Raw genomic sequence first — 17,963 nt, 5'->3', positions numbered from 1 at the left:
TGAAAAAGACAACTTCGCTCCCGTCTTCTGCATCTGGATGATAGACAGTGCAATATTAATGCTATTCGATTCTCATGGAACGCAGCCAAGCATACTTCACAGGATTTTTAGCCAGCAGATACTCAACGACAGCAACCCTGGCCTCCGGAGTTGATCTTTGAAGGGCAGACTTGATTTCATTATCCTGTTCTTCACGACTAGCCCCAAGGCTTATAGCAATTTCAAAGTGTTTGTCTCCAAGTTGCGGCTCCCCAGCTTGATAGTAAACTGCGCCCAGTAAGTTGTGCGGATGAAAGCTCTGAGGGTTAATCTTTACGGCTCCATGGCCATCACCCCTGGCACCCTCAAGGTCATGTAAATCACGTTTTGCCCCAGCTCTGTTTGTCAGCAGTGCACTTTTGACTTTGCAGGTTTGGATTCCAGATAGAAATTGATCCGTAACCAGCTCAATAACCTTGTCTGGCTTCCCAGCTTTTCTAAGACTCTTCCCAGACTTTGCGAGAGCCCAAAGATCTCCCGATTTCTGGAAGACCTTGTAACAAGCCCGGGCCGCCATTAGATATAGCTTTTTCTTGATTAGCCATTTGTAGTGTTCCTCAGATAATGAGCTTGCTTCATCGAGCTCTTGAAGAATGATTACTAGCGTGGAGGGCTCGTTGTCCTCAATAACCATTTCAGATGGAGCCCCATACTTCTCGGCCAAAGGTCCAAAGATGGCAATGGTCTGCTCCCTTATCAATCGCTTCTTGGCAATGATCTCTGCTTGTCTCTCTAGCTCTATTTCTCTTTCAATTTTTTGACGCCTTGCGCTTTCTTCAAGGTCTTTACGCTGTCGCTCGGCTAGGGGCCGGCAATAATTTATAATCGATATAACCTGTTCTTGAAAGCTGCTATCGCCTCTGCAGTCATTCCAAGACAGTATCGTCTCGGCACTACTTAGCGCACCAATAAAGTCGCCTATCTCCAGTCTAGGGCAAATCGCTTTTCTAGCAAGATAGCTCAATTTATTTGTTGGAGGATTGTCTCTCATGATCAATTAGCATTCTTGTCTAGCGTTGACACGTGAGGCAGGTCGAGGGCGTAGCCTTTATGCCGTCCTTACGATGGAACGGTTAGGCATCACTCGTAGTCCTCTATCGGAAGAATTATTGACTCATCGATTTCCCCAACTACTGAATTGATCGTGGACGCCTTGATACCGGCATGAAATGGCAACGATAATCGCGCTGACTCTGCGGTTAACTCTTCCGTGACGATGCCAAGCACATGGCCAGACGCGGAGATGATTGGACCGCCGCTGTTTCCGGGCCTTGCGATTGCAGAGTAGAGGAAGACTTCGGGGCCATGAAGCAAGGTCACCTCTGGTGAAGTTACTTCACCACTCTGCATGACCAAAGGCGCAGAACGAGCCAGCGGAACCCTTGGGTATCCCAGCGTATACAACTGATCAGCAAGACACGGGTCCCGAAATGCCAAGGATGGGAGCACTTGCAGCGTAGGCTCAACCTTGACTAGGCCGACGTCTATTGACTCATGCGGGAGTACGTCGATTACTTGATAGCTCTGCCCACCAAACTGCTGAGTATCATACACTGTCATGTCACGAATAACATGTGCACAAGTGAGAATACAGTTCGGTGCTATGGCGAGGCCAGTGCCTGCATGAACATCACCAGCTTCTGTTTCACCAGTTATCTGAACTGTGATCGAAGCGTACTGGCTGCGGACGAACTGGGGCCCAAGTGCTTCGGAAAGCCAGAGTAAGCCTTTCTTCTCCAGAGTCGTGAATTCTTTCAAGAAGTAGTACTTCTTTCCCAAGAAGAGGTCGTTGCCTTGGCCAAAGGGAATAAGCAACCCAGCACGCTCCAGACGCGAGAGCAATTCGGCAATCCGGACTTGATATCTACGCGGCTCAAATAAGGCGCCGGTTTTTTCTAGGTACGTCAGTAGCTTTGAGCCATCTAATGGCTCTGTTCTTCCTGGGGTGGGAGCGTGCCCGGTGATTTCGCAATTCTTCTCATACTCTATCGGGGAGAAGAATTTTAACGCGGCAATCGCGAGATTCGTCTGATCTTGCACGGATAAAGGTGCCAGCCGAGAGAAACGCGGGGGTCTTGGGATGTCATCCATGTGATTTCAGATGCCTAACGTCCGAGTTAACCTGCACGCGGAGGCAGACGACGACTGGCCGCGGAAGGCATCATGCCACGGGCGCCTGGAGCGGCCAGGTATTGGCTGCCGTAGCGCGTCAGGTTGAACGAGGGGTTAGGCATCACCGCGCAACGATTCTCTGAGCGGTCCAATCGCAACGGTAAAGCGGTCGTCCTGCTTACTGAGAATGTGTTCCGCTACCAGCGTCGACAGTACCGCTGCTGCGGCTCGCTTTGGAGCCTTTGACCCAAGCTCACTCTTCAGCAGCTTGTCTACCTGCTCTTTGGTTAGTCCAGTCTCTGATTTGCTTATCTCCTTCAGGATCTGCATCGTGGCGTCGGAGTACTGCGGGCCGACTTGCGAGGAGACGATCGCGGTGATACGAGGTATGAATGTCGAAGTGTCCAGAGCAAGGCGCTCAAACACCGCGTCAATGTCTGCGCGAGTTACGATGTTGGCGCCGGTCGGCGCGATTCGCGAGAGCGTGTGAGCGAACGCCTGAAGGAAGTAGGGATAGGTTGTTCCTAGGCGCTTGATAGCGTATAGCCGATCGTCCTCCTGAACCTCCAAACCACTCGATGCTAACGCTGTGTAAAGAAAATCCCCAGCAGTTGATTCATCGAAAGGCCGAAGCTCCACATAGTAGAGGTCATGTAACGCATTCCGGCTACTGTGCTCAAGCACATACTGGTGTAGCCGATGATTGCTCGTAAACAGCCAGCTAGCGGAGTTGCTCTGCCGTCCTATCTCGCACATCGCTCGGAACCAAGACAAGAACTCGGGCAAAGCTGATTGTTCTAAAGATTCGAGAAAACAGTCAAAATCGTCGACGATTATCACTGTATTGGACTTGAGCGACTCGAGCGAAGATAGGAGAACCTCGCCTGCGACCTTCCAGTCGCCCTCTTGTCGTCCCTTTGCCTCTTTATCGAACTCAAGCTTTAGCCCAGATAGTGAAACCTCAACTGCTGCAATCCCGGCTAAGCCGCTCTTGAGCTTTCTAGTTGCCTCCTTGATCGCGACCTCTGCGCTTGGGATCGCCTTAGCAGCCTTGTATAGACCAGAGACAAACTCTGATGGATTGCGTGCAACTCCAGCGTTTATGAAGGCGGCTGCAAAGCGTCGCTCTGCGGCACCGTCCCGAATCCTGTAAAGCAACGTGGTTTTCCCGCTACCGCGTGGTCCGTGAAGCGCGACGTCCCTGCCTGAGGAAAGCGCAGCCCAAATCTCTGCTATCTCTTGTGTGTAGCCAACAACGAAGGGGCGATACATATGCAGTTGGGGTGAGGGAGATGGGTTGATTGTGACGCCTAACGCTCAGCATCAACGGCGGCGAGGAGCGCCGTCCGCTGCATGCTGTTGTTAGCCATTCGCACCACCGGCCGCCCCCCAGTGAACGTGAAGGGCCCGAAGTTGTTCTGGTGTCACTCGCGTCCTGAACAGGCGCTCGACCTGGGCACCGAGTTCGGTATCTGGGGTCGCGAGATACCTTCGCGCAACACGATGCAGCACGCGCACGCGCCACGAGTAGAACGCGCGTGTGCCCGTTTGGGCCAGGACCTTAAGCAGTCCGTTCAGGCTTACCGCGTTAAAGGCATCTCCTTCGATTGCACTGTTGAGGTCAGGAATGTCAAGAGCATTACTGGCGAACTCAACCTGGCTGGACCCGTCGCTGTAGCTCCGTAGAGTCGCCCATGAGCGCCGCCAGGAGGAGATCGCCCCCAGTTTCTTCTTTGGCGAGAGCGTGTCGTCCGCCAAGTCGCTTCGCAATGATCGAAGCGAAGCGCGAAGGTCCGCATAGTCCTCTCGGATGTCCAGCGCGCGTGGGACGATATCATCGTACGACGAACACAGCTTCAGGACCATCAGCGGCAACGGAGGGACCGGCACCTCAAGAAATGAGGCCATAGAGAGCCGTGTTCGTGATCGCAGTTCGCCAAGTGCGGACGCCAAGTCTTGATACCGACCCATGAGGTCACATACGGTGTGCCGAGGCGCGGTTTGGCCACCCCGCTCATAAAATGGACGTTGTCGGATGAGGGCGAGGGGGGGACATCCAAGATCTTGCTCGGCACCGATAAGCCGTCCAGCCTCGTACCACGAATCAAGTTCCGTTGACCTCGCAATCATCGGAGCAGAGCCTCGACTAAGGTGTGCGCGGACATTAAAACCGCGTTCGCCTGCACTATCGGCTGGCTTCGGTCCAGCGTTGCCGGGACGAGTGCGTGGAGCCGCGACAAGCACGCCAGCATCTACAAGCGGTTTGACGAGACTGCGCCATCTCTCCATGCCCTGAGACCGAACGACTCCTGGTAGCGTTTGACGGGATGGAACCGACTGTTGATGAGGCTGTGTATCTAAAGGTCCAGAGACCAGCGAGTCGCCACCTACCACAACCAGGCGGTCGTGCAGAACGATACCTTCCAGAACTGCGCAGAGGTCAAGGAACTCTAGGAGCGAGAACGAGTGCCCAAGATCCCCGAGCGTCTTGCTTAGACCGCTGTAGTCCACCAAGGCGTCCGAGTAATGGCCTGCTGTCTGGTTCATCGCTTCTTGTCTCGACATGGCTAACAAGTCATTAGACGGTTCCGAGAACCACGCCCCAGTCACCTTTCCTTTCCGTGAACCACAGGTGCACCCCGAACATCAGCACGGCCAGAACACAGTCAGCCCACAGAGTATCCACCCCACTCACAAAGAGCTTGCCCCTGGTTCTCGGACCCGAGAACCACCGGTATCCCGGGCTACACCTATGAGGTGCACGTTTGCAGTGACGCGGCCCACGCGTTAACCCCATCAACGTCCAAACCGAGCCTCCATCCCACCCCCCATCCCAGACTGCCCCCTGTCATTGGTATCGGGCCGCCCTGATCCCTCCTCCCCCCACCACGGAGAGCGGCGACCCCACCGCCCCCCAGCCCCCCTGGCGACGGCAGCTGCGCGACGCCCTCGCGGCCCTGCCCGCCGTCCGCAGCCGCGCCCTGCGCACCCTTGAGCCCGCCGCCGCCGCCAGCCTCCAGCCCGCACCCCCTAGCGACGCGCTCCCCCTGCTGGATCTGGCCAGCAACGACTACCTCGGCCTGAGCCGCCATCCCGCCGTGCTCGCGGCCGCCGCGGCCGAACTGGCCGCCAGCGGCCTGGGGGCCGGGGCCTCCCGCCTGGTCACCGGCACCCGGCCCATCCACCAGCAGCTGGAGGCCGCCCTGGCCACCTGGCTCGGCCGCGAGCGGGTGCTGCTCTTTCCCAGCGGCTTCCAGGCCAACCTCGCCGCCGTGGCGTCCCTGGCGGAACGCCACACCCTGGTGCTGGCCGATCGGCTCATCCACCACTCCCTGCTGGTGGGCGTGCGCGCCAGCGGTGCCCGCCTGCAGCGCTTCGCCCACAACGACACCTCAGACCTGGAACGTCGCCTGGTCGCCGCCCGGCGCGAACGGCCCGGTGGCCGGTTGCTGGTGCTCTGCGAAAGCCTCTACAGCATGGAAGGCACCAGCGCGCCCGTCGCCGCCCTGGCGGCCCTCTGCCTCCGTCACGACGCGCCCCTGCTGGTGGATGAGGCCCATGCCCTCGGCGTGCTCGGCCCCGGCGGCCGCGGCCTCGCCCATGGCCTCGGCTCCGTGGCGATCGTGAGCGGCACCTTCGGCAAGGCCTTCGGCAGCGGCGGCGCCTTCCTCGCCGCCGACGCCCTGGTGGGCGACTGGTTGCTGCAGAGCAGCGGCGCCTTCCGCTACACCACCGCCCTCGCCCCGCCGCTGGCGGCCGGCGCCCTGGCGGCCCTCCATCACCTCCAGGCCACGCCGTCCGTGGGCCTGGCCCTGGCGGAGCGAGCCGCCCGCTGGCGCGACGCCATCGAAGCCGCGGGCTGGCCCCGGCCCCCCGGCGTCGGGCCGATCCTGGCGCTGCTCCTCGGCGTCGACGCCGAGGCCCTGGCGGCCCAGCGTCGGCTGGAGGCGGCCGGCCTGCTCACCGTGGCGATCCGGCCGCCCACCGTGCCGGAAGGCACCGCCAGGTTGCGGTTGGTGCTGCGCCAGGATCTCCCCACCGGCTCCCTCGATCGGCTGCTGGCCGCGCTCGGGCCCGGCCCCCTCGCCCCCCGCCATGCCCTCGCCCCCTGAGGCCACCCCGGCGTCGTCCCTGCAGGTGATCGCCATGCACGGCTGGGCCGGCGACGGCCTGGGCTGGGACCTGCTGCGCCAGGCCCTGGCCGCGCCGGACTGGCACTGGCAGTGCGGCGAACGGGGTTACGGCGGCCGCACGCCCGAGCGTCCCCAGTGGGCCCCCGGCGGCCGGCGGCTGCTGATCGGCCATTCGATGGGGCCCCACCTGCTGCCCCCGTCGCTGCTGGCCCAGGCCGAGGCCGTGGTGCTGCTGGCCAGCTTCGCCCGCTTCCTGCCCCCGGGCCGCGAGGGCCGCCGGCTGCAGACCGCCCTCGCCGGCATGGCGGCCCAGCTCGCCGAAGGACCAGACGAGTCCGACACGGCCCGCCGCGCCCAGCGCATGCTGCAGGCCTTCCTGGAGAAGGCGGCCTCCCCTGATCCGCCCGAACTCCTGCCCCACGGCCCCGCCAGCCAGCCGGTGGGACCCGAGGGCCGGCGGCGGCTGCGCGACGACCTGGAGCGTCTGGCGGCCTGCGCCGATCTGCCGCCCGGCTTTCCCGAGGACGTGCCGGTGCTGATCGTGGAGGCCGGCGCCGATCGGATCGTGGGGCCCGAGGCGCGGGCCCTGCTGCGCCAACGCCTGCCCCACGCGGAGGTGCTCAGCTTCGAGGGGGCGGGCCACTGCCTGCTGCAGGCGCCCCTGCCGAGGGAACTGCGCCGCTGGATCACCGGCACCCTCGGCCCATGACCGCCTTCCCCCTGCAGGTGTGCGGGGCCTTTGGCCGCCATGCCGCCGATTACGAGGGCCAGGCCGGCCTGCAGCGGGGCATCGCCTGGCGGCTCGCCCGCCTCTGCCGCGACCTGCCGGCCCCACCGCCCGACGCCCCCCGGGCCGATCTGGGCGCCGGCAGCGGTCTGCTCAGCCGCGCGTTGCTGCACCACTGCCCCGGCCTGGCCAGCCACCCCCTGCTGCAGCTCGATCTCTGCCCCGAGCTGCTCGCCCGCAATCCCCTCGCCACCGCCGGCCCGGCGCCGCTGGTGTGGGACCTCAACGGCGGCCTGCCCGCCGCCCTGGAGCCGGCGGGGCTGCTGGTGTCGAGCTTCGCGCTGCAGTGGCTGGAGGCGCCGGCCCGGGAACTGGAGCGCTGGGGGCGCGCCCTGGCCCCGGGCGGCTGGTTGGCGCTGGCGGTGCCCGTGCCGCCGCCGCCGGGGTGCCCTGCACCGCCCTGGAGCTGCCCGACGCCGACGATCTGATCGGTGCCCTGGCCCGCGCCGGCCTGGCCACCACCCTCCAGCAACGGCTGCGCTTCAGCCGCCCGGCCGGCAGCGGCCTGGCCACCCTGCGGCGCCTGCGCGATCTGGGCGCCGGCAGCAGCCGCACCGCGCCGCTGAGCCCCGCCCAGCTGCGCCGCCTGCTGCGCCACTGGCCCTCCGGTGCGGCAATGTCGTGGGACGTGCTGCTGCTGGTGGGCCGGAGGATCGCATGAGGCTGGTGGTCTGCGGCACCGACACCGACGTGGGCAAGACGGTGGTGAGCGCCCTGCTGGTGCAGGGGCTGGGGGCGACCTACTGGAAGCCGGTGCAGAGCGGGATGGAGGGGGGCGGCGACACGGGCCGGGTCCAGCAGCTGCTGGGGCTGCCGCCGGAGCGGGTGGTACCCGAGGCCTACCGCCTCACGGCCCCCGTCTCCCCCCACTGGGCGGCCGAGCGCGACGGGCTCAGCATCGACCCGGCCCGGCTGGCCCTGCCGACCGGGGACGGCCCCCTAGTGGTGGAGACGGCCGGCGGCCTGCTGGTGCCCCTACGGCGCAACTGGCTGCAGATCGAGCAGCTCGCCGTCTGGGGCTTGCCGGTGCTGCTGGTGGCGCGCAGCGGCCTGGGCACCCTCAACCACACCCTGCTCTCCCTTGAGGCCCTGCAGCGGCGCTCAATCCCCGTCCTCGGGCTGGTGCTCAACGGCGATCCCCACCCCGACAATCCCCGCACCCTGGCGGCCCTCGGCGGCGTGCCGGTGCTGGCGGAGCTGCCGCCCCTGGATCCCCTCGACCGGGTGGGTCTGGAGCGGCAATGGCAGCGCAGTGGCCTGGCCCGTAGCCTGCAGCCATGAGCCGCAAGCATCTGCTCGTGACAGCTGCCGTGGCCGCGCTCTGTGCGGGCATCCTGGTGCTGTTCACCGACATCGAGACCAGCGTCACCCGCTGGGTCAACTGCGGGCCGATCGCCACCGAGGGCGAACGCCGTTCGGAGGTCTGCCGCTGAGCCCCACCGTGACCGGACCCGGCTGGCATCCCCACCTCTGGCACCCCTTCACCCAGGTGGCCACCGCCGACCCGCCCCTGCGGGTGGTGCGGGGCGAAGGGGCCCTGCTGGAACTGGAGGACGGCCGCCAACTGATCGATGCCATCAGCAGCTGGTGGGTGACCCTGCACGGCCACGGCGAGCCCGCCATCGCCGAGGCCCTGGCCCGCCAGGCCCGCACCCTGGAGCAGGTGGGCTTCTCCGATTTCCGCCACCCGGCCGCCGAGCAGCTGGCCGAACGCCTGGCCGCCTGCAGCGGACTGGAGCGGCTGTTCTTCTCCGACAACGGCTCCACGGCGGTGGAGGTGGCCCTGAAGATCGCCTGGCAGTGGTGGCGCAACCGGGGCGAACCGCGCCGGCAGCTGATCGCCTTCGATGGGGCCTATCACGGCGACACCTTCGGCGCCATGGCGGTGGGGGAGCGCTCCCTGTTCTCCGAGGCCTTCGAGCCGCTGCTGTTCGCCGTGGCCCGGGCCCCCTGGCCCGCCACCTGGTGGGGCGACGACGGGGTGGAGGCGCGGGAGGCGGCGGCCCTGGAGCGGCTGGAGCAACTCCTGGAGACGCCCACCGCGGCGGTGATCCTTGAGCCGCTGCTGCAGGGGGCCGGCGGCATGGCCCTGGTGCGGGAGGAGTTCCTGCGCCGGGTGGAGGCGCTGGTGCGTGCCAGCGGGGCCCTGCTGATCGCCGATGAGGTGATGACAGGCTTCGGCCGCAGCGGCCAGCTGTTCGCCTGCCAACGGGCCGGCATCCACCCCGACCTGATGGCCCTCTCCAAGGGGCTCACCGGCGGTTTCCTGCCCATGGGCGTCACCCTGGCCCGGGAGGCCATCTTCGAAGGCTTCATCGGCACCACCCCCGGCCTGACCCTCTTCCACGGCCACAGCTTCACCGCCAACCCCCTCGGTTGCGCCGCCGCCCTGGCCAGCCTTGAGCTGCTGCAGGAGCGGCCGGAGCGCCACCAGGGGTTCGAGGCGCGCCACCGTCCCCACCTGGAGGCCCTGGCGCGCCACCCCCTGGTGCGGCGGCCGCGGCTGATGGGCAGCGTGGCCGCCTTCGAGGTGGCCACGGATCAGCCCGGCTACCTCAATCCCGTCGGCCAGCGGCTGCAGCGGCAGGCCCTGGAGCGGGGGGTGTTCCTACGGCCCCTGGGGCAGGTGGTCTATCTGTTGCCGCCGCTCTGCCTCGACGACGACCAACTGGCCCACTGCTATGCGGTGATCGAGGCGGCCCTCTCCAGCCTCTGAGCGGGCGCCGGATCCTGGGCGAGGGCGCGGGGGCGGGAGTTCAGGGGCCCGCCAGGATCGCGGCCTCCACATCGGCCCGCGAGAGTCCGTAGGGGAACTGGCGCGCCGTGGTGCGGCCCTCCTGGTGCCAGCTCACCCGCAGTTCCTCCACGTCCATCTCGATCCGGGCGCTCCACTCGGGGCGGTGCAGGTCCCAGTGGGCCACATTGCTGCGCGACTGGCTGGCGCCCAGCTGCCGCAGCCAGTCCTCCAGGGCGGGCAGGGGGTGGTTGTAGAGGGGGGTGGTGGGCTGGGGGGGCAGGGTCGCCATCGGATCGACAGGGGGAGGGATGGTCAGGCGGCGGGCGGCTCGGGGAGCGGGGGCGTCTCGGGCGCTGGAGCCAGGGGGGCCGGGGGCGCAGGCTCCAGGGTGGCCGGGGGGACTGATGCCGCCTCCAGCTCCGACCACCAGCTGGGCCAGGCCATCAGTTCGGTGCCGCGGGCCCAAGCCACCCCGAGCCCCAGCACCAGGCTGAGCACCAGGGCCAGGGCCAGCAGCAGCAGGGCGAACCACTCGCCGCCGGACAGGGCACGGCGCACGGGCACGGGCCGGACGACGGGCGCCGGGGGAGGCCGCAGCGGCGCCGGGGGGGGCGGCTGGGCCAGGGCGGCGTCGTAGAGCCGTCGGGCGGCCGGGTCGCTCAACACGGCGTAGGCCTGACGCAACTGCCGGAAGGCCACCTCGGCCTCGCTCGCCGGCAGGGCGGTGGTGTCGGGGTGGTAGCGCTTGCTGAGGCCCCGGAACGCCTGGCGCAGCTCCTGGTCGGTGGCGGTGGGCTGCAGCTGCAGCACCTGGTAGTGGGTGGGGGTGGAGGGCTTGGCTGTGGAGGACATGGTCCCTGAGGCGGCGGTGGCAGCCTGCCCGGCGTGAGGGATCCTAGGGAGAAGCACCACTGCCGTAGCGGATGGCCGCCAGCCCCGACCCCAGCCCCCCCGCCGATGCCGGCCTCTGGCAGGCGCTGGGCTGGACCCCCACCGATGACCAGCTGGCGGCGCTGGTGGCCCTGCAGGAGCAGCTGCGGCTGTGGAACGGCCGGGTCAACCTCACCCGCCTCGTGGAGGGCGACGATTTCTGGATCGCCCAGGTGTTCGACAGCCTCTGGCCCTGGGTGCCGCTGCTCACGGCCCCGGGCGGCGTTCCGGACGGCCTGGAGCTGATCGACGTGGGCACCGGCGGCGGTTTCCCCGGGCTGGCCCTGGCGATCGCCATGCCCACGGCCCGGATCACCCTGGTGGATTCGGTGGGTCGCAAGCTGGAGGCGGTGCGGGCCATGGCCCGCAGCCTGGGGCTGGAGGGGCGGCTGCGGTTGCGCTGCGAGCGGGTCGAGCGCACCGGCCGCTCCCGCGACTGCCGGGGACGCTTCGATCGCGCCATGGCCCGCGCCGTGGCCAGCGCACCGGTGGTGGCCGAATACCTGGTGCCCCTGCTGAAGCCCGACGGCCTGGCCCTGCTCTACCGGGGCCAATGGGGGACCGACGACCAGCGGGATCTGGAGGCGGCCGTGGGGGTGCTGCGGGCGTCGGTGGATCCCGTGCAGCGCCGCGACCTGCCGGCGGGCCGGGGCGTGCGCCACGGCCTCTGGCTGCGGCCGGTCGGCCCCTGTCCGGCCGCCTACCCCCGGGCCGTGGGAGTGCCCCAGAAAACACCGATCGCGCCGGGGGCCATCACGCCAGGGGCCTAGGCCACCTGCAGCCGCTTGACGGCCTCACCGCCCAGCCGCTGCCGCAGGCGCCGCAGCAGGCCTGGGATCTCGGCGGCCCAGGGGCTGGCCTGCAGCGCCGCCAGCAGCTCGGCCTCGCTGACGCTGCCATCGAGGGCCTCGGCGTTCTCCCCAGGAAACCAGTGGCTGCCCTGGCCCAGCAGGCCGTAGCGGGCGCGGCCGTAGGCCTCCAGATCCCAGGCCTCCAGAAGGTTGTGCAGCCAGAGCAGCACCGGCAGGTTGATCCGGCCGGGGGTGTCCTCCCAGGCGGGCAGGCCCCGGTCCCAGCTGGCCAGCCAGTCGTCCCCGAGGGCCTCACGGCGGGCCTCCTGGAGGCGGGCCAGGATCGGCGGCAGCAGCTCCCCGGCCCTGGGCAGCAGCGCCACCGCCTCCAGGTGCAGGTCCAGGTCCTGGGGGGACGCGGCGCCGACGCTGATCGTGTGGATGCCGGGGGCCGACAGGCAGAACAGGTCGTTGAAGACGATCGGATGCAGCGGCGCGCAGAGCTCGCAGAGGCGCTGGGAGGGGCTGTGCAGGTGGCCGCCCTTGTCGGTGGGGCTGATCACGAACACCCCCATGTCGTGGGCGGTGGCGGCCTCGATCGCCGCCAGGTTGTCCTGGCGGATGAAGTACCAGTGCAGGTTGATGAAGTCGAACTGGTCGCTGGCGATCGCCTCCAGGATCAGGGGCAGCGGCGCATGGGTGGAGAAGCCCACGTGGCCGATCCGGCCCGCCTCCTGCCAGCGGCGGGCCACCGCCAGGCAGCCGCCGGGGCGCAGGGTCTGATCGAGCAGCTCCGGGGTGTTGAGGCCATGGATGGCCAGCAGATCGACCCGGCCCTCTTTGCCATCCAGCCCCGCCTCGCCGTCCAGGCCCAGCCGCTCGAAACTGGTCCGCAGGTCGGCCTCGAAGGCGGCCGGGTCCGCGGCCGGGGGCACCTTGGTCTGGAGGATGCGCCGGGGATCCGGCAGCCGGGGCAGCAACCATCCCAGCTGCCGTTCCGAGGTGCCGTAGTGGCGGGCGGTCTCGATGTGGTGCAGCCCCGCCCCCATGGCGGCTCGCAGCGTGGCCTCAAGATTGGCCTGGCTGCCGGCCTCCACCGCCTCGGCCGGCAGGTCGCTCCAGCTCTGCTGGAAGCGCATCCCCCCCAGGGAGAGCACCGGCATGGCCAGTCCCGTGCGGCCGAAACGCCGGCTGGGGATCGTCACGGCGATGGCGCGACGGAGCGGGGCAGGGTGCGGCGGCGGCGACCATGGGAGGGGAGCCCCAGGGGCTGGATCTCCTGGTCGTCGAGCTGGGCCCTCAGGACCGGCAGCTGCTCGTAGGGAACCCAGTGGATGCAGTCCACGGGGCAGGTGTCGATCGCCTCCTGGATCCGCTCGGTGCTGTCGCCGTCCTGGCGCAGGGCCCGGGAGCGGCCCCAGTCGGGTTCCACCACGAAGGTGTTGCCGGCCACATGGGCGCAGTAGCGGCAGCCGATGCAGACGGCCTCATCGACCCAGACGGCCTGTTGGCGCAGGGCCCCACCCAGCACGGGCTCCCGGCCGGTAGCTGCCGACTCGGGGGCTACCGCGGTGCGGAAGGCGAGGGCGGGGTCGAGACCGGCGGAGGGGCCCGTCGCGCTCACGGGATCAGGCGTCCCAGCGAGTCACCACCAGTTCGATGCTGCCGTCCTGGTGGTTGGTCTGCTCGCTCACCTGAAAGCCCTCCTCGACGGTGCTGGCCAGGATGGTGCGCAGGGCATAGCGCTGGGTGAGCTTGGCCAGGAAGCGCTCCACCGGGATGGGCTGCTTCCAGAGCTCCAGGTCGGTGACCAGCTCGTAGCTGCCGCTGTCGGGGTTGAAGCGGAAGCCGATGTCGACACCGTCGGCCTGGGGGATGGCGAGATCGGCGGTCACCGTCTGGCCGCGGTAGCCGCGCACCTGGCAGGAGCCCTCGGCCGGAGGGTGGCCCAGGTCGCGGAGGGCTTCCACCAGGGCCTGGCGATCGCGCAGCTCGGTCTTGACGGTGCTGAAGTGCGACATGGGACGAAAGGGAAGGGGGAGCGGGGGCTCAGGGGCCGTGGTGCTGAACGACCACCTGGGGGTCCTGGAGAACGAGGGGGGGCGTCTGGAACGCTTCCGAGGTGCTGCGTCGTTGCTGCACGCTGCCCAGCCGGGCCTCGATCCGCTCCGTCAGCTGGGAGCACCCCTCGCCCTGCACGCCCTCCACGAGTTCCTCCACGCGCCCGTCGGGGCGAATGCGGAAGCGGATGGTGCGTTGGGCCATCCCGGATGGGCTGCACAGGTGAGACCGGGATCTTAACCGCGATTTCCGGAGCTCGCGGCCGCCGGACAGCCCTGGCCGGCGGCCATCAGCTGATCAGTCCCTCGTCCACCAGGGTCTGCAGCCGTTCGAGCACCTCGGGCTGTTCCAGCTGCTCGAGGGCCATGCGGGCTTCGTCCCGCACGGTGGGGTCGCCGTCGTGCAGCATCGTGTGCAGCAGGGCTTCCACCACGTCCAGCTGGCGCGGCTCCACCAGATCGGTGTAGAGGCGGCCCAGGGACCAGGCGCAGTTGCTGCGCACCGCCGGCTCGCTGTCGATGCGCAGGCTCAGCAGCAGCTGGGCGGCGGCGGGGTCGGCCTTGGCCACGCCGGTGGCGCCGGCATCGGCCAGGGAGCTGGCCGCCCACAGCCGCACCGCGGCGATGTCGAGCTCCAGGGCCCGGATCAGCGGGTTGAGCACCGGAGCCTCGGGGTAGTTTCCGAGGCTCCAGGCCACCGCCTTGCGGACGTAGCCGTTGTCGTCGGCCGCCAGCAGGCCCAGCAGGGGCTCCACCGCCAGGGGGTGGGGGTTGCGGCCGAGGGCGTAGACGGCACTCATCCGCACGATCGGGCAGCCGGCCTTCAGCAGCGGCAGCAGCAGGGGAATGGCCCGGGGGTCGCGGTGCTCGCAGAAGATGCGCAGGCCCTGCAGGCGCTCCTCCCGTCCCCCCTTCAGCAGCTCGATGCCGAGGTCGCACTCGGCGGCCACGTCGGAGCTGGAGGGGGCGACGCTGTCGATTTCATCGAGGGGATCACCCAGGAGCTCCTGCGCCAGTTCCCGGGCCAGCACCTCCGGATCGAGGGCCAGCGCGTGGGTGGTTTCGGGAAAGGGCAGGCCGTCGTCCGGCATGGAGCCATCCAGGTGAAGGCATCGTAAAAGCCGGGCGGCGCCGGATCAGCCCAGGGGGGCGGGATCAGCCCAGCGGGGCTGGGGCGGCCATGTCGCCGGGCAGCCAGATGCGGGCGCTGACGGCGAACAGGGCCAGGCCGAACAGCAGCACGATCGCGACCGGCAGCAGCGTGGAGCGCAGGAAGGACATGGGGGATAGGGACGGGGGTGCTGGCTGCATTGTGGTCCGACCGGTCGCCCCTAGGGTTCGGCGATCCGCGAGCGGCCATGGCCAGCCCTGCCTCCAGCAGTGTCCGCCCCTGGCGTCGCCTCCTGGCGGTGGCCGCCGAGGGGGTGGCCAGCGGCACCCCCTACATGGTGGGCACCAAGCTGCTGCAGGGCTGGCTCACCGCCAGCCAGATCCCCCTGGGCCTGATCGGCCTGCTGGGGCTGGCGGAGCTGCCGTACACCCTGAAGATGTTCTGGGCGCCGGCCCTGGACCGCTGGCCCCTGCCCTGGCCGGACCGCCGCCGCGGTTGGCTGCTGGTGCTGCAGCTCACCCTGGTGGCGGTGATCGGCGCCATGGCCCTGCTGCGGCCCTCGAGCGATCCGGCCAGCCTCACGGCGATCGGGGTGATGGCGGTGCTGCTGGCGGTGGTCAGCGCCACCCAGGACATCGCCGTGGATGCCTACCGCACCGACCTGTTGCCCGACCTCGAGCGGGGTGCCGGGGCCGCCGCCTCCAACCTGGGCTACCGCACGGCGATGCTGGCGGTGGGGGCCGGCGGCTTCATCCTGGCCGGCCGCTTCGACTGGCCCCTGGCCTTCCTGTTCTCGGCCCTGCTGATGCTGGTGGTGGTGCCCTTCACCCTCACGGCGCCGCGGCTGGAACCCCTGGCGGTGCCGGTGACCAGCCTGCGCCAGGCGGTGCTGGGTCCGGCGCGGGAGTTCCTGCACCGCAGCGGCGGCCCCCGGGCCGTGGCCCTGCTCACCCTGGTGCTGCTCTACCGCTGGCCCGACGGGTTGCTCGGCCTGATGGCGGTGCCGTTCCTGATCCAGAAGGGCTTCAGCCCTGAGGTGGTGGGGTCGGTGCTGGCCGGCTGGGGCATCGGCGCCACCATCGTGGGCACGGTGCTGGGGGGCGTGCTGTTCGGCCGGCTGGGCATGAACCGCTCCCTGTGGCTGTTCGCCCTGGTGGGGGCGGCGGGCAACCTGGCCTATTGGGGCCTGGCCCGCTTCGACGGCGGCATGCCGGCCCTGCTGACGGCCGTGGCCCTCGAGAACATCGGCGGCGGCATGGTGGGCGCCGCCTTCGTGGCGCTGCTGATGAGCCTCTGCAACCCCCGCTTCTCCGCCACCCAGTACGCCCTGCTCTCGGGCGTCTATGCCCTGAGCCGCTCCCTGCTGGCCGCCCCGGCCGGCCTGGTGGCCGAGCGGCTGGGCTGGCCGGGCTTCTTCCTGGCCACCGCCGCCGCGGCCCTGCCGGCCTTCCTGCTGATGCTGCGGCTCACCCCCTGGAACGGCCAGGGCGCCCGCGGGGCCTACAGCGCCGAGCGGGACGGCGGCTGAGCGCGCCGTTTCATGGGCGCGGTCACGCTCATTGCCGTGGCACTTGCTCCACGATCTGATGCACGACCCTGTGCCACGGCAGGCTGTTGATCAGCACACTGCCGTGCCCACGCAACGTGACCAAAAACAGACCTTCGCCGCCGAACAGCATGGTCTTGAGGTCTCCAGCCCGCTCGATCGAATAGTCCAGATCCGCGGAAAACGCCACCAGGGCACCCGGCTCGATGCGCAAGGATTCACCCCTCAACTCACGCCGCAACAGGGAACCGGTGGCATGGAGGAAGACCAGACCATCCCCTGAGATTTTCTGCAAGATAAAACCATATCCTCCGTAGAATCCGACGGTAGGTTTTTTCACCAGGGCGGCATCCAATTTCGTGCCCATCTCGGCACACACAAAGCTGCTGGCTGCACACAGAATCTGACCGCCCCAGGACGGCAGTTCTACCGGAACTAGCTTGCCGGGATTACTCGCACCGAAGACAACCTTACGACTGTTCTGAGTCAGATTGGTGAAGTGAGTGAGAAAGAGCCCGGCCTGGGACCCCATCCGCTTGGCGGCCCCCTTGAGGCTACCGAGAAGTCCCTGGCCGGCGGGCTCGCTCCCATCGGCCATCAGGGCCTGATACGTGATGCCCTCCTCCAGAAGGATCAGGGTGCCGGCTTCCGCGATCACTGCCTGGCCTGGGGCCAGGTCAATCTCGACGGCCTGCATGTCATCGCCAATCACCTGGAAGGACGGTGGAGAGCCCATCAGCAACTCACACAGAAGACAAAGTTTGCTGGCCCATACTGACCGAATCCCATCGCGCCAGAATCCACCACAAACAGTTTTCTCTCCGGCACAAAGAGCGGCATCAATGATTCATCCACGAGGTTATTCCGCTGAGAATCGGGTGTGAAGTTTCAGGCTCAGGATGTCACCGAGCCTCGAAGAGCTGCAGCTCAGGGGTCGCCGCGCAGCAGGCCGATGTAGCGCGGGGAGCCCTCCACGGCGTTGTGGCCCTCGACCGGCAGCACCACCAGGGACGCCACCCCGGGCCTGAAGCTGGACAGCAGGGCGTCGGTGTTGGCGCGGGGGATCACCTCGTCCCGTTCGGCCGCGATCAGCAGGGTGGGCGCCCCGACCCGGGGAGCCGCCTGGTCGGAGCGGTACCGGTCCTGGAGCAGCAGCCCCACCGGCACCAGGGGGAAACGCTGGGCCGCCACCGCCTCGATGCTGTCGAACGGCGTGACCAGCACCAGCCGGGCGACGGGGCGCCGGGACGCTAGGTGCACCGCCACGCCGCTGCCGAGGCTGCGGCCGATCACGGCGATCTGGTCGTGGTCAGGCCGGACCCGGTCGAAGAGGGCGAGGGCATCGGCGAACAGGGCCCGCTCCGAGGGCTGGCCGCTGCTGCCGCCGTAGCCCCGGTAGTGCAGCAGATAGAGGGCGTGCTCCGGAAAGGCGGCCGCCAGCAGGGGCAGCTGGCCCGCCACAGCCTCGGCATTGCCGCCGAAGTAGAGGAGCGCCTTCGGGCCGGGGCGGTGGCGGACCGTCACCAACACCCGGGCCCCCGGCGGGCCGCCTGTGATCGGCAGGGCCAGCAGCTCGCCGGGCGCATCGGCGGAGCGGGGCTGGGGGAAATAGAGCAGGGAGCGCTGGCGCAGGAACAGAAGGCCGCACAGGGCCCCGTAGGCCAGTCCGCCGGCCAGGAGGACCGCCAGGGCCGTGGCAGCGCGTGGCGGCATCGAA

General features: G+C 67.8%; 23 protein-coding genes. 9 read left to right on the top strand and 14 right to left on the bottom strand.

Annotated features, from left to right (window positions below):
• Window positions 1-61: 61 nt before the first annotated feature.
• The 4 genes from CJZ86_RS16725 to CJZ86_RS16715 form a co-directional block, all read right to left on the bottom strand.
• The gene (locus CJZ86_RS16725) at window positions 62-1,030 is read right to left on the bottom strand and encodes a tetratricopeptide repeat protein (protein WP_143594107.1); all 969 of its coding nucleotides are present in this window, start codon (window positions 1,028-1,030) and stop codon (window positions 62-64) included.
• Window positions 1,031-1,119: 89 nt separating this feature from the next.
• Window positions 1,120-2,079 (bottom strand): S1 family peptidase, encoded by a 960-nt coding sequence (locus tag CJZ86_RS08635; protein ID WP_158219532.1) that lies wholly within the window; start codon window positions 2,077-2,079, stop codon window positions 1,120-1,122.
• Between the two features lie 186 nt (window positions 2,080-2,265).
• Complete coding sequence (locus CJZ86_RS16720) at window positions 2,266-3,423, bottom strand: AAA family ATPase (protein ID WP_143594106.1); 1,158 nt, start codon at window positions 3,421-3,423, stop codon at window positions 2,266-2,268.
• A 90-nt stretch (window positions 3,424-3,513) separates the two neighbouring features.
• Window positions 3,514-4,017 carry a hypothetical protein gene (locus tag CJZ86_RS16715; RefSeq protein ID WP_143594105.1) on the bottom strand — a complete coding sequence of 168 codons (504 nt, stop codon included), beginning with the start codon at window positions 4,015-4,017 and terminating at the stop codon, window positions 3,514-3,516.
• Between the two features lie 1,070 nt (window positions 4,018-5,087).
• Here CJZ86_RS16715 and CJZ86_RS08625 point away from each other — a divergent pair.
• The 7 genes from CJZ86_RS08625 to bioA are packed head-to-tail and all read left to right on the top strand — an operon-like array spanning window position 5,088 to window position 9,787.
• The gene (locus CJZ86_RS08625; RefSeq protein WP_198960107.1) at window positions 5,088-6,263 is read left to right on the top strand and encodes an aminotransferase class I/II-fold pyridoxal phosphate-dependent enzyme; all 1,176 of its coding nucleotides are present in this window, start codon (window positions 5,088-5,090) and stop codon (window positions 6,261-6,263) included.
• Complete coding sequence (locus CJZ86_RS08620; RefSeq protein ID WP_094585547.1) at window positions 6,247-6,993, top strand: alpha/beta fold hydrolase; 747 nt, start codon at window positions 6,247-6,249, stop codon at window positions 6,991-6,993. The genes CJZ86_RS08625 and CJZ86_RS08620 overlap by 17 nt, the downstream gene beginning before the upstream one ends.
• Window positions 6,990-7,499 carry a methyltransferase domain-containing protein gene (locus CJZ86_RS08615; RefSeq protein ID WP_094585546.1) on the top strand — a complete coding sequence of 170 codons (510 nt, stop codon included), beginning with the start codon at window positions 6,990-6,992 and terminating at the stop codon, window positions 7,497-7,499. Before CJZ86_RS08620 ends, CJZ86_RS08615 begins: the two co-directional genes overlap by 4 nt.
• On the top strand, window positions 7,457-7,732 hold the full coding sequence (locus CJZ86_RS08610; RefSeq protein ID WP_094585545.1) for a hypothetical protein: 276 nt from the start codon (window positions 7,457-7,459) through the stop codon (window positions 7,730-7,732). The genes CJZ86_RS08615 and CJZ86_RS08610 overlap by 43 nt, the downstream gene beginning before the upstream one ends.
• Complete coding sequence (bioD, locus tag CJZ86_RS08605; protein ID WP_094585544.1) at window positions 7,729-8,352, top strand: dethiobiotin synthase; 624 nt, start codon at window positions 7,729-7,731, stop codon at window positions 8,350-8,352. The genes CJZ86_RS08610 and bioD overlap by 4 nt, the downstream gene beginning before the upstream one ends.
• Complete coding sequence (locus tag CJZ86_RS17120; RefSeq protein WP_181280039.1) at window positions 8,349-8,504, top strand: hypothetical protein; 156 nt, start codon at window positions 8,349-8,351, stop codon at window positions 8,502-8,504. The genes bioD and CJZ86_RS17120 overlap by 4 nt, the downstream gene beginning before the upstream one ends.
• An 8-nt stretch (window positions 8,505-8,512) precedes the next feature.
• Window positions 8,513-9,787 carry an adenosylmethionine--8-amino-7-oxononanoate transaminase gene (bioA, locus tag CJZ86_RS08600; protein WP_094585543.1) on the top strand — a complete coding sequence of 425 codons (1,275 nt, stop codon included), beginning with the start codon at window positions 8,513-8,515 and terminating at the stop codon, window positions 9,785-9,787.
• A 40-nt stretch (window positions 9,788-9,827) separates the two neighbouring features.
• On the opposite strand, the gene CJZ86_RS08595 is transcribed toward bioA, so the two are convergent.
• A complete protein-coding gene (locus CJZ86_RS08595; RefSeq protein WP_094585542.1) occupies window positions 9,828-10,097 on the bottom strand; it encodes a DUF3143 domain-containing protein in 270 nt (89 codons plus the stop codon).
• A gap of 23 nt (window positions 10,098-10,120) precedes the next feature.
• Window positions 10,121-10,660, bottom strand: a complete 540-nt coding sequence (locus CJZ86_RS08590) for a J domain-containing protein (RefSeq protein ID WP_094585541.1) — start codon at window positions 10,658-10,660, stop codon at window positions 10,121-10,123.
• Between the two features lie 71 nt (window positions 10,661-10,731).
• On the opposite strand from CJZ86_RS08590, the gene CJZ86_RS08585 reads away from it, so the two are divergent.
• Window positions 10,732-11,508, top strand: coding sequence for a 16S rRNA (guanine(527)-N(7))-methyltransferase RsmG (locus CJZ86_RS08585; RefSeq protein ID WP_094585540.1), 777 nt, complete (start codon window positions 10,732-10,734; stop codon window positions 11,506-11,508).
• On the opposite strand, the gene CJZ86_RS08580 is transcribed toward CJZ86_RS08585, so the two are convergent.
• The 6 genes from CJZ86_RS08580 to CJZ86_RS17515 form a co-directional block, all read right to left on the bottom strand.
• A complete protein-coding gene (locus CJZ86_RS08580) occupies window positions 11,505-12,692 on the bottom strand; it encodes an aldo/keto reductase (protein WP_198960106.1) in 1,188 nt (395 codons plus the stop codon). The two genes, CJZ86_RS08585 and CJZ86_RS08580, sit on opposite strands and share 4 nt — an antisense overlap.
• Window positions 12,693-12,730: 38 nt before the next feature.
• The gene (locus tag CJZ86_RS08575; RefSeq protein WP_094585538.1) at window positions 12,731-13,153 is read right to left on the bottom strand and encodes a ferredoxin; all 423 of its coding nucleotides are present in this window, start codon (window positions 13,151-13,153) and stop codon (window positions 12,731-12,733) included.
• A 4-nt stretch (window positions 13,154-13,157) separates the two neighbouring features.
• Window positions 13,158-13,550 carry a DUF1257 domain-containing protein gene (locus CJZ86_RS08570; RefSeq protein ID WP_094585537.1) on the bottom strand — a complete coding sequence of 131 codons (393 nt, stop codon included), beginning with the start codon at window positions 13,548-13,550 and terminating at the stop codon, window positions 13,158-13,160.
• A gap of 28 nt (window positions 13,551-13,578) precedes the next feature.
• Window positions 13,579-13,794 carry a DUF2997 domain-containing protein gene (locus tag CJZ86_RS08565; protein WP_015110555.1) on the bottom strand — a complete coding sequence of 72 codons (216 nt, stop codon included), beginning with the start codon at window positions 13,792-13,794 and terminating at the stop codon, window positions 13,579-13,581.
• 85 nt (window positions 13,795-13,879) lie between these two features.
• The gene (locus CJZ86_RS08560) at window positions 13,880-14,680 is read right to left on the bottom strand and encodes a HEAT repeat domain-containing protein (RefSeq protein WP_094585536.1); all 801 of its coding nucleotides are present in this window, start codon (window positions 14,678-14,680) and stop codon (window positions 13,880-13,882) included.
• Window positions 14,681-14,744: 64 nt separating this feature from the next.
• Entirely contained in the window at window positions 14,745-14,870 is a 126-nt protein-coding gene (locus CJZ86_RS17515) for a DUF8624 family small hydrophobic protein (RefSeq protein WP_254944288.1), read from the bottom strand.
• Window positions 14,871-14,947: 77 nt separating this feature from the next.
• Here CJZ86_RS17515 and CJZ86_RS08555 point away from each other — a divergent pair, with 77 nt between their 5' ends.
• Window positions 14,948-16,228: an AmpG family muropeptide MFS transporter gene (locus tag CJZ86_RS08555; protein WP_094585535.1), complete on the top strand. Its 1,281-nt coding sequence runs from the start codon at window positions 14,948-14,950 to the stop codon at window positions 16,226-16,228.
• 28 nt (window positions 16,229-16,256) lie between these two features.
• Here CJZ86_RS08555 and CJZ86_RS08550 read toward each other — a convergent pair whose 3' ends face one another.
• Entirely contained in the window at window positions 16,257-16,982 is a 726-nt protein-coding gene (locus CJZ86_RS08550) for an AIM24 family protein (RefSeq protein ID WP_094585534.1), read from the bottom strand.
• Window positions 16,983-17,173: 191 nt separating this feature from the next.
• Window positions 17,174-17,959, bottom strand: a complete 786-nt coding sequence (locus tag CJZ86_RS08545) for an alpha/beta hydrolase (protein ID WP_094585643.1) — start codon at window positions 17,957-17,959, stop codon at window positions 17,174-17,176.
• Between the last annotated feature and the right edge of the window lie 4 nt (window positions 17,960-17,963).

This window comes from Synechococcus sp. BO 8801, assembly GCF_002252675.1.
Taxonomy (GTDB): Bacteria; Cyanobacteriota; Cyanobacteriia; order PCC-6307; family Cyanobiaceae; genus Cyanobium.
This window is presented reverse-complemented; position numbering and strand designations above follow the sequence as displayed.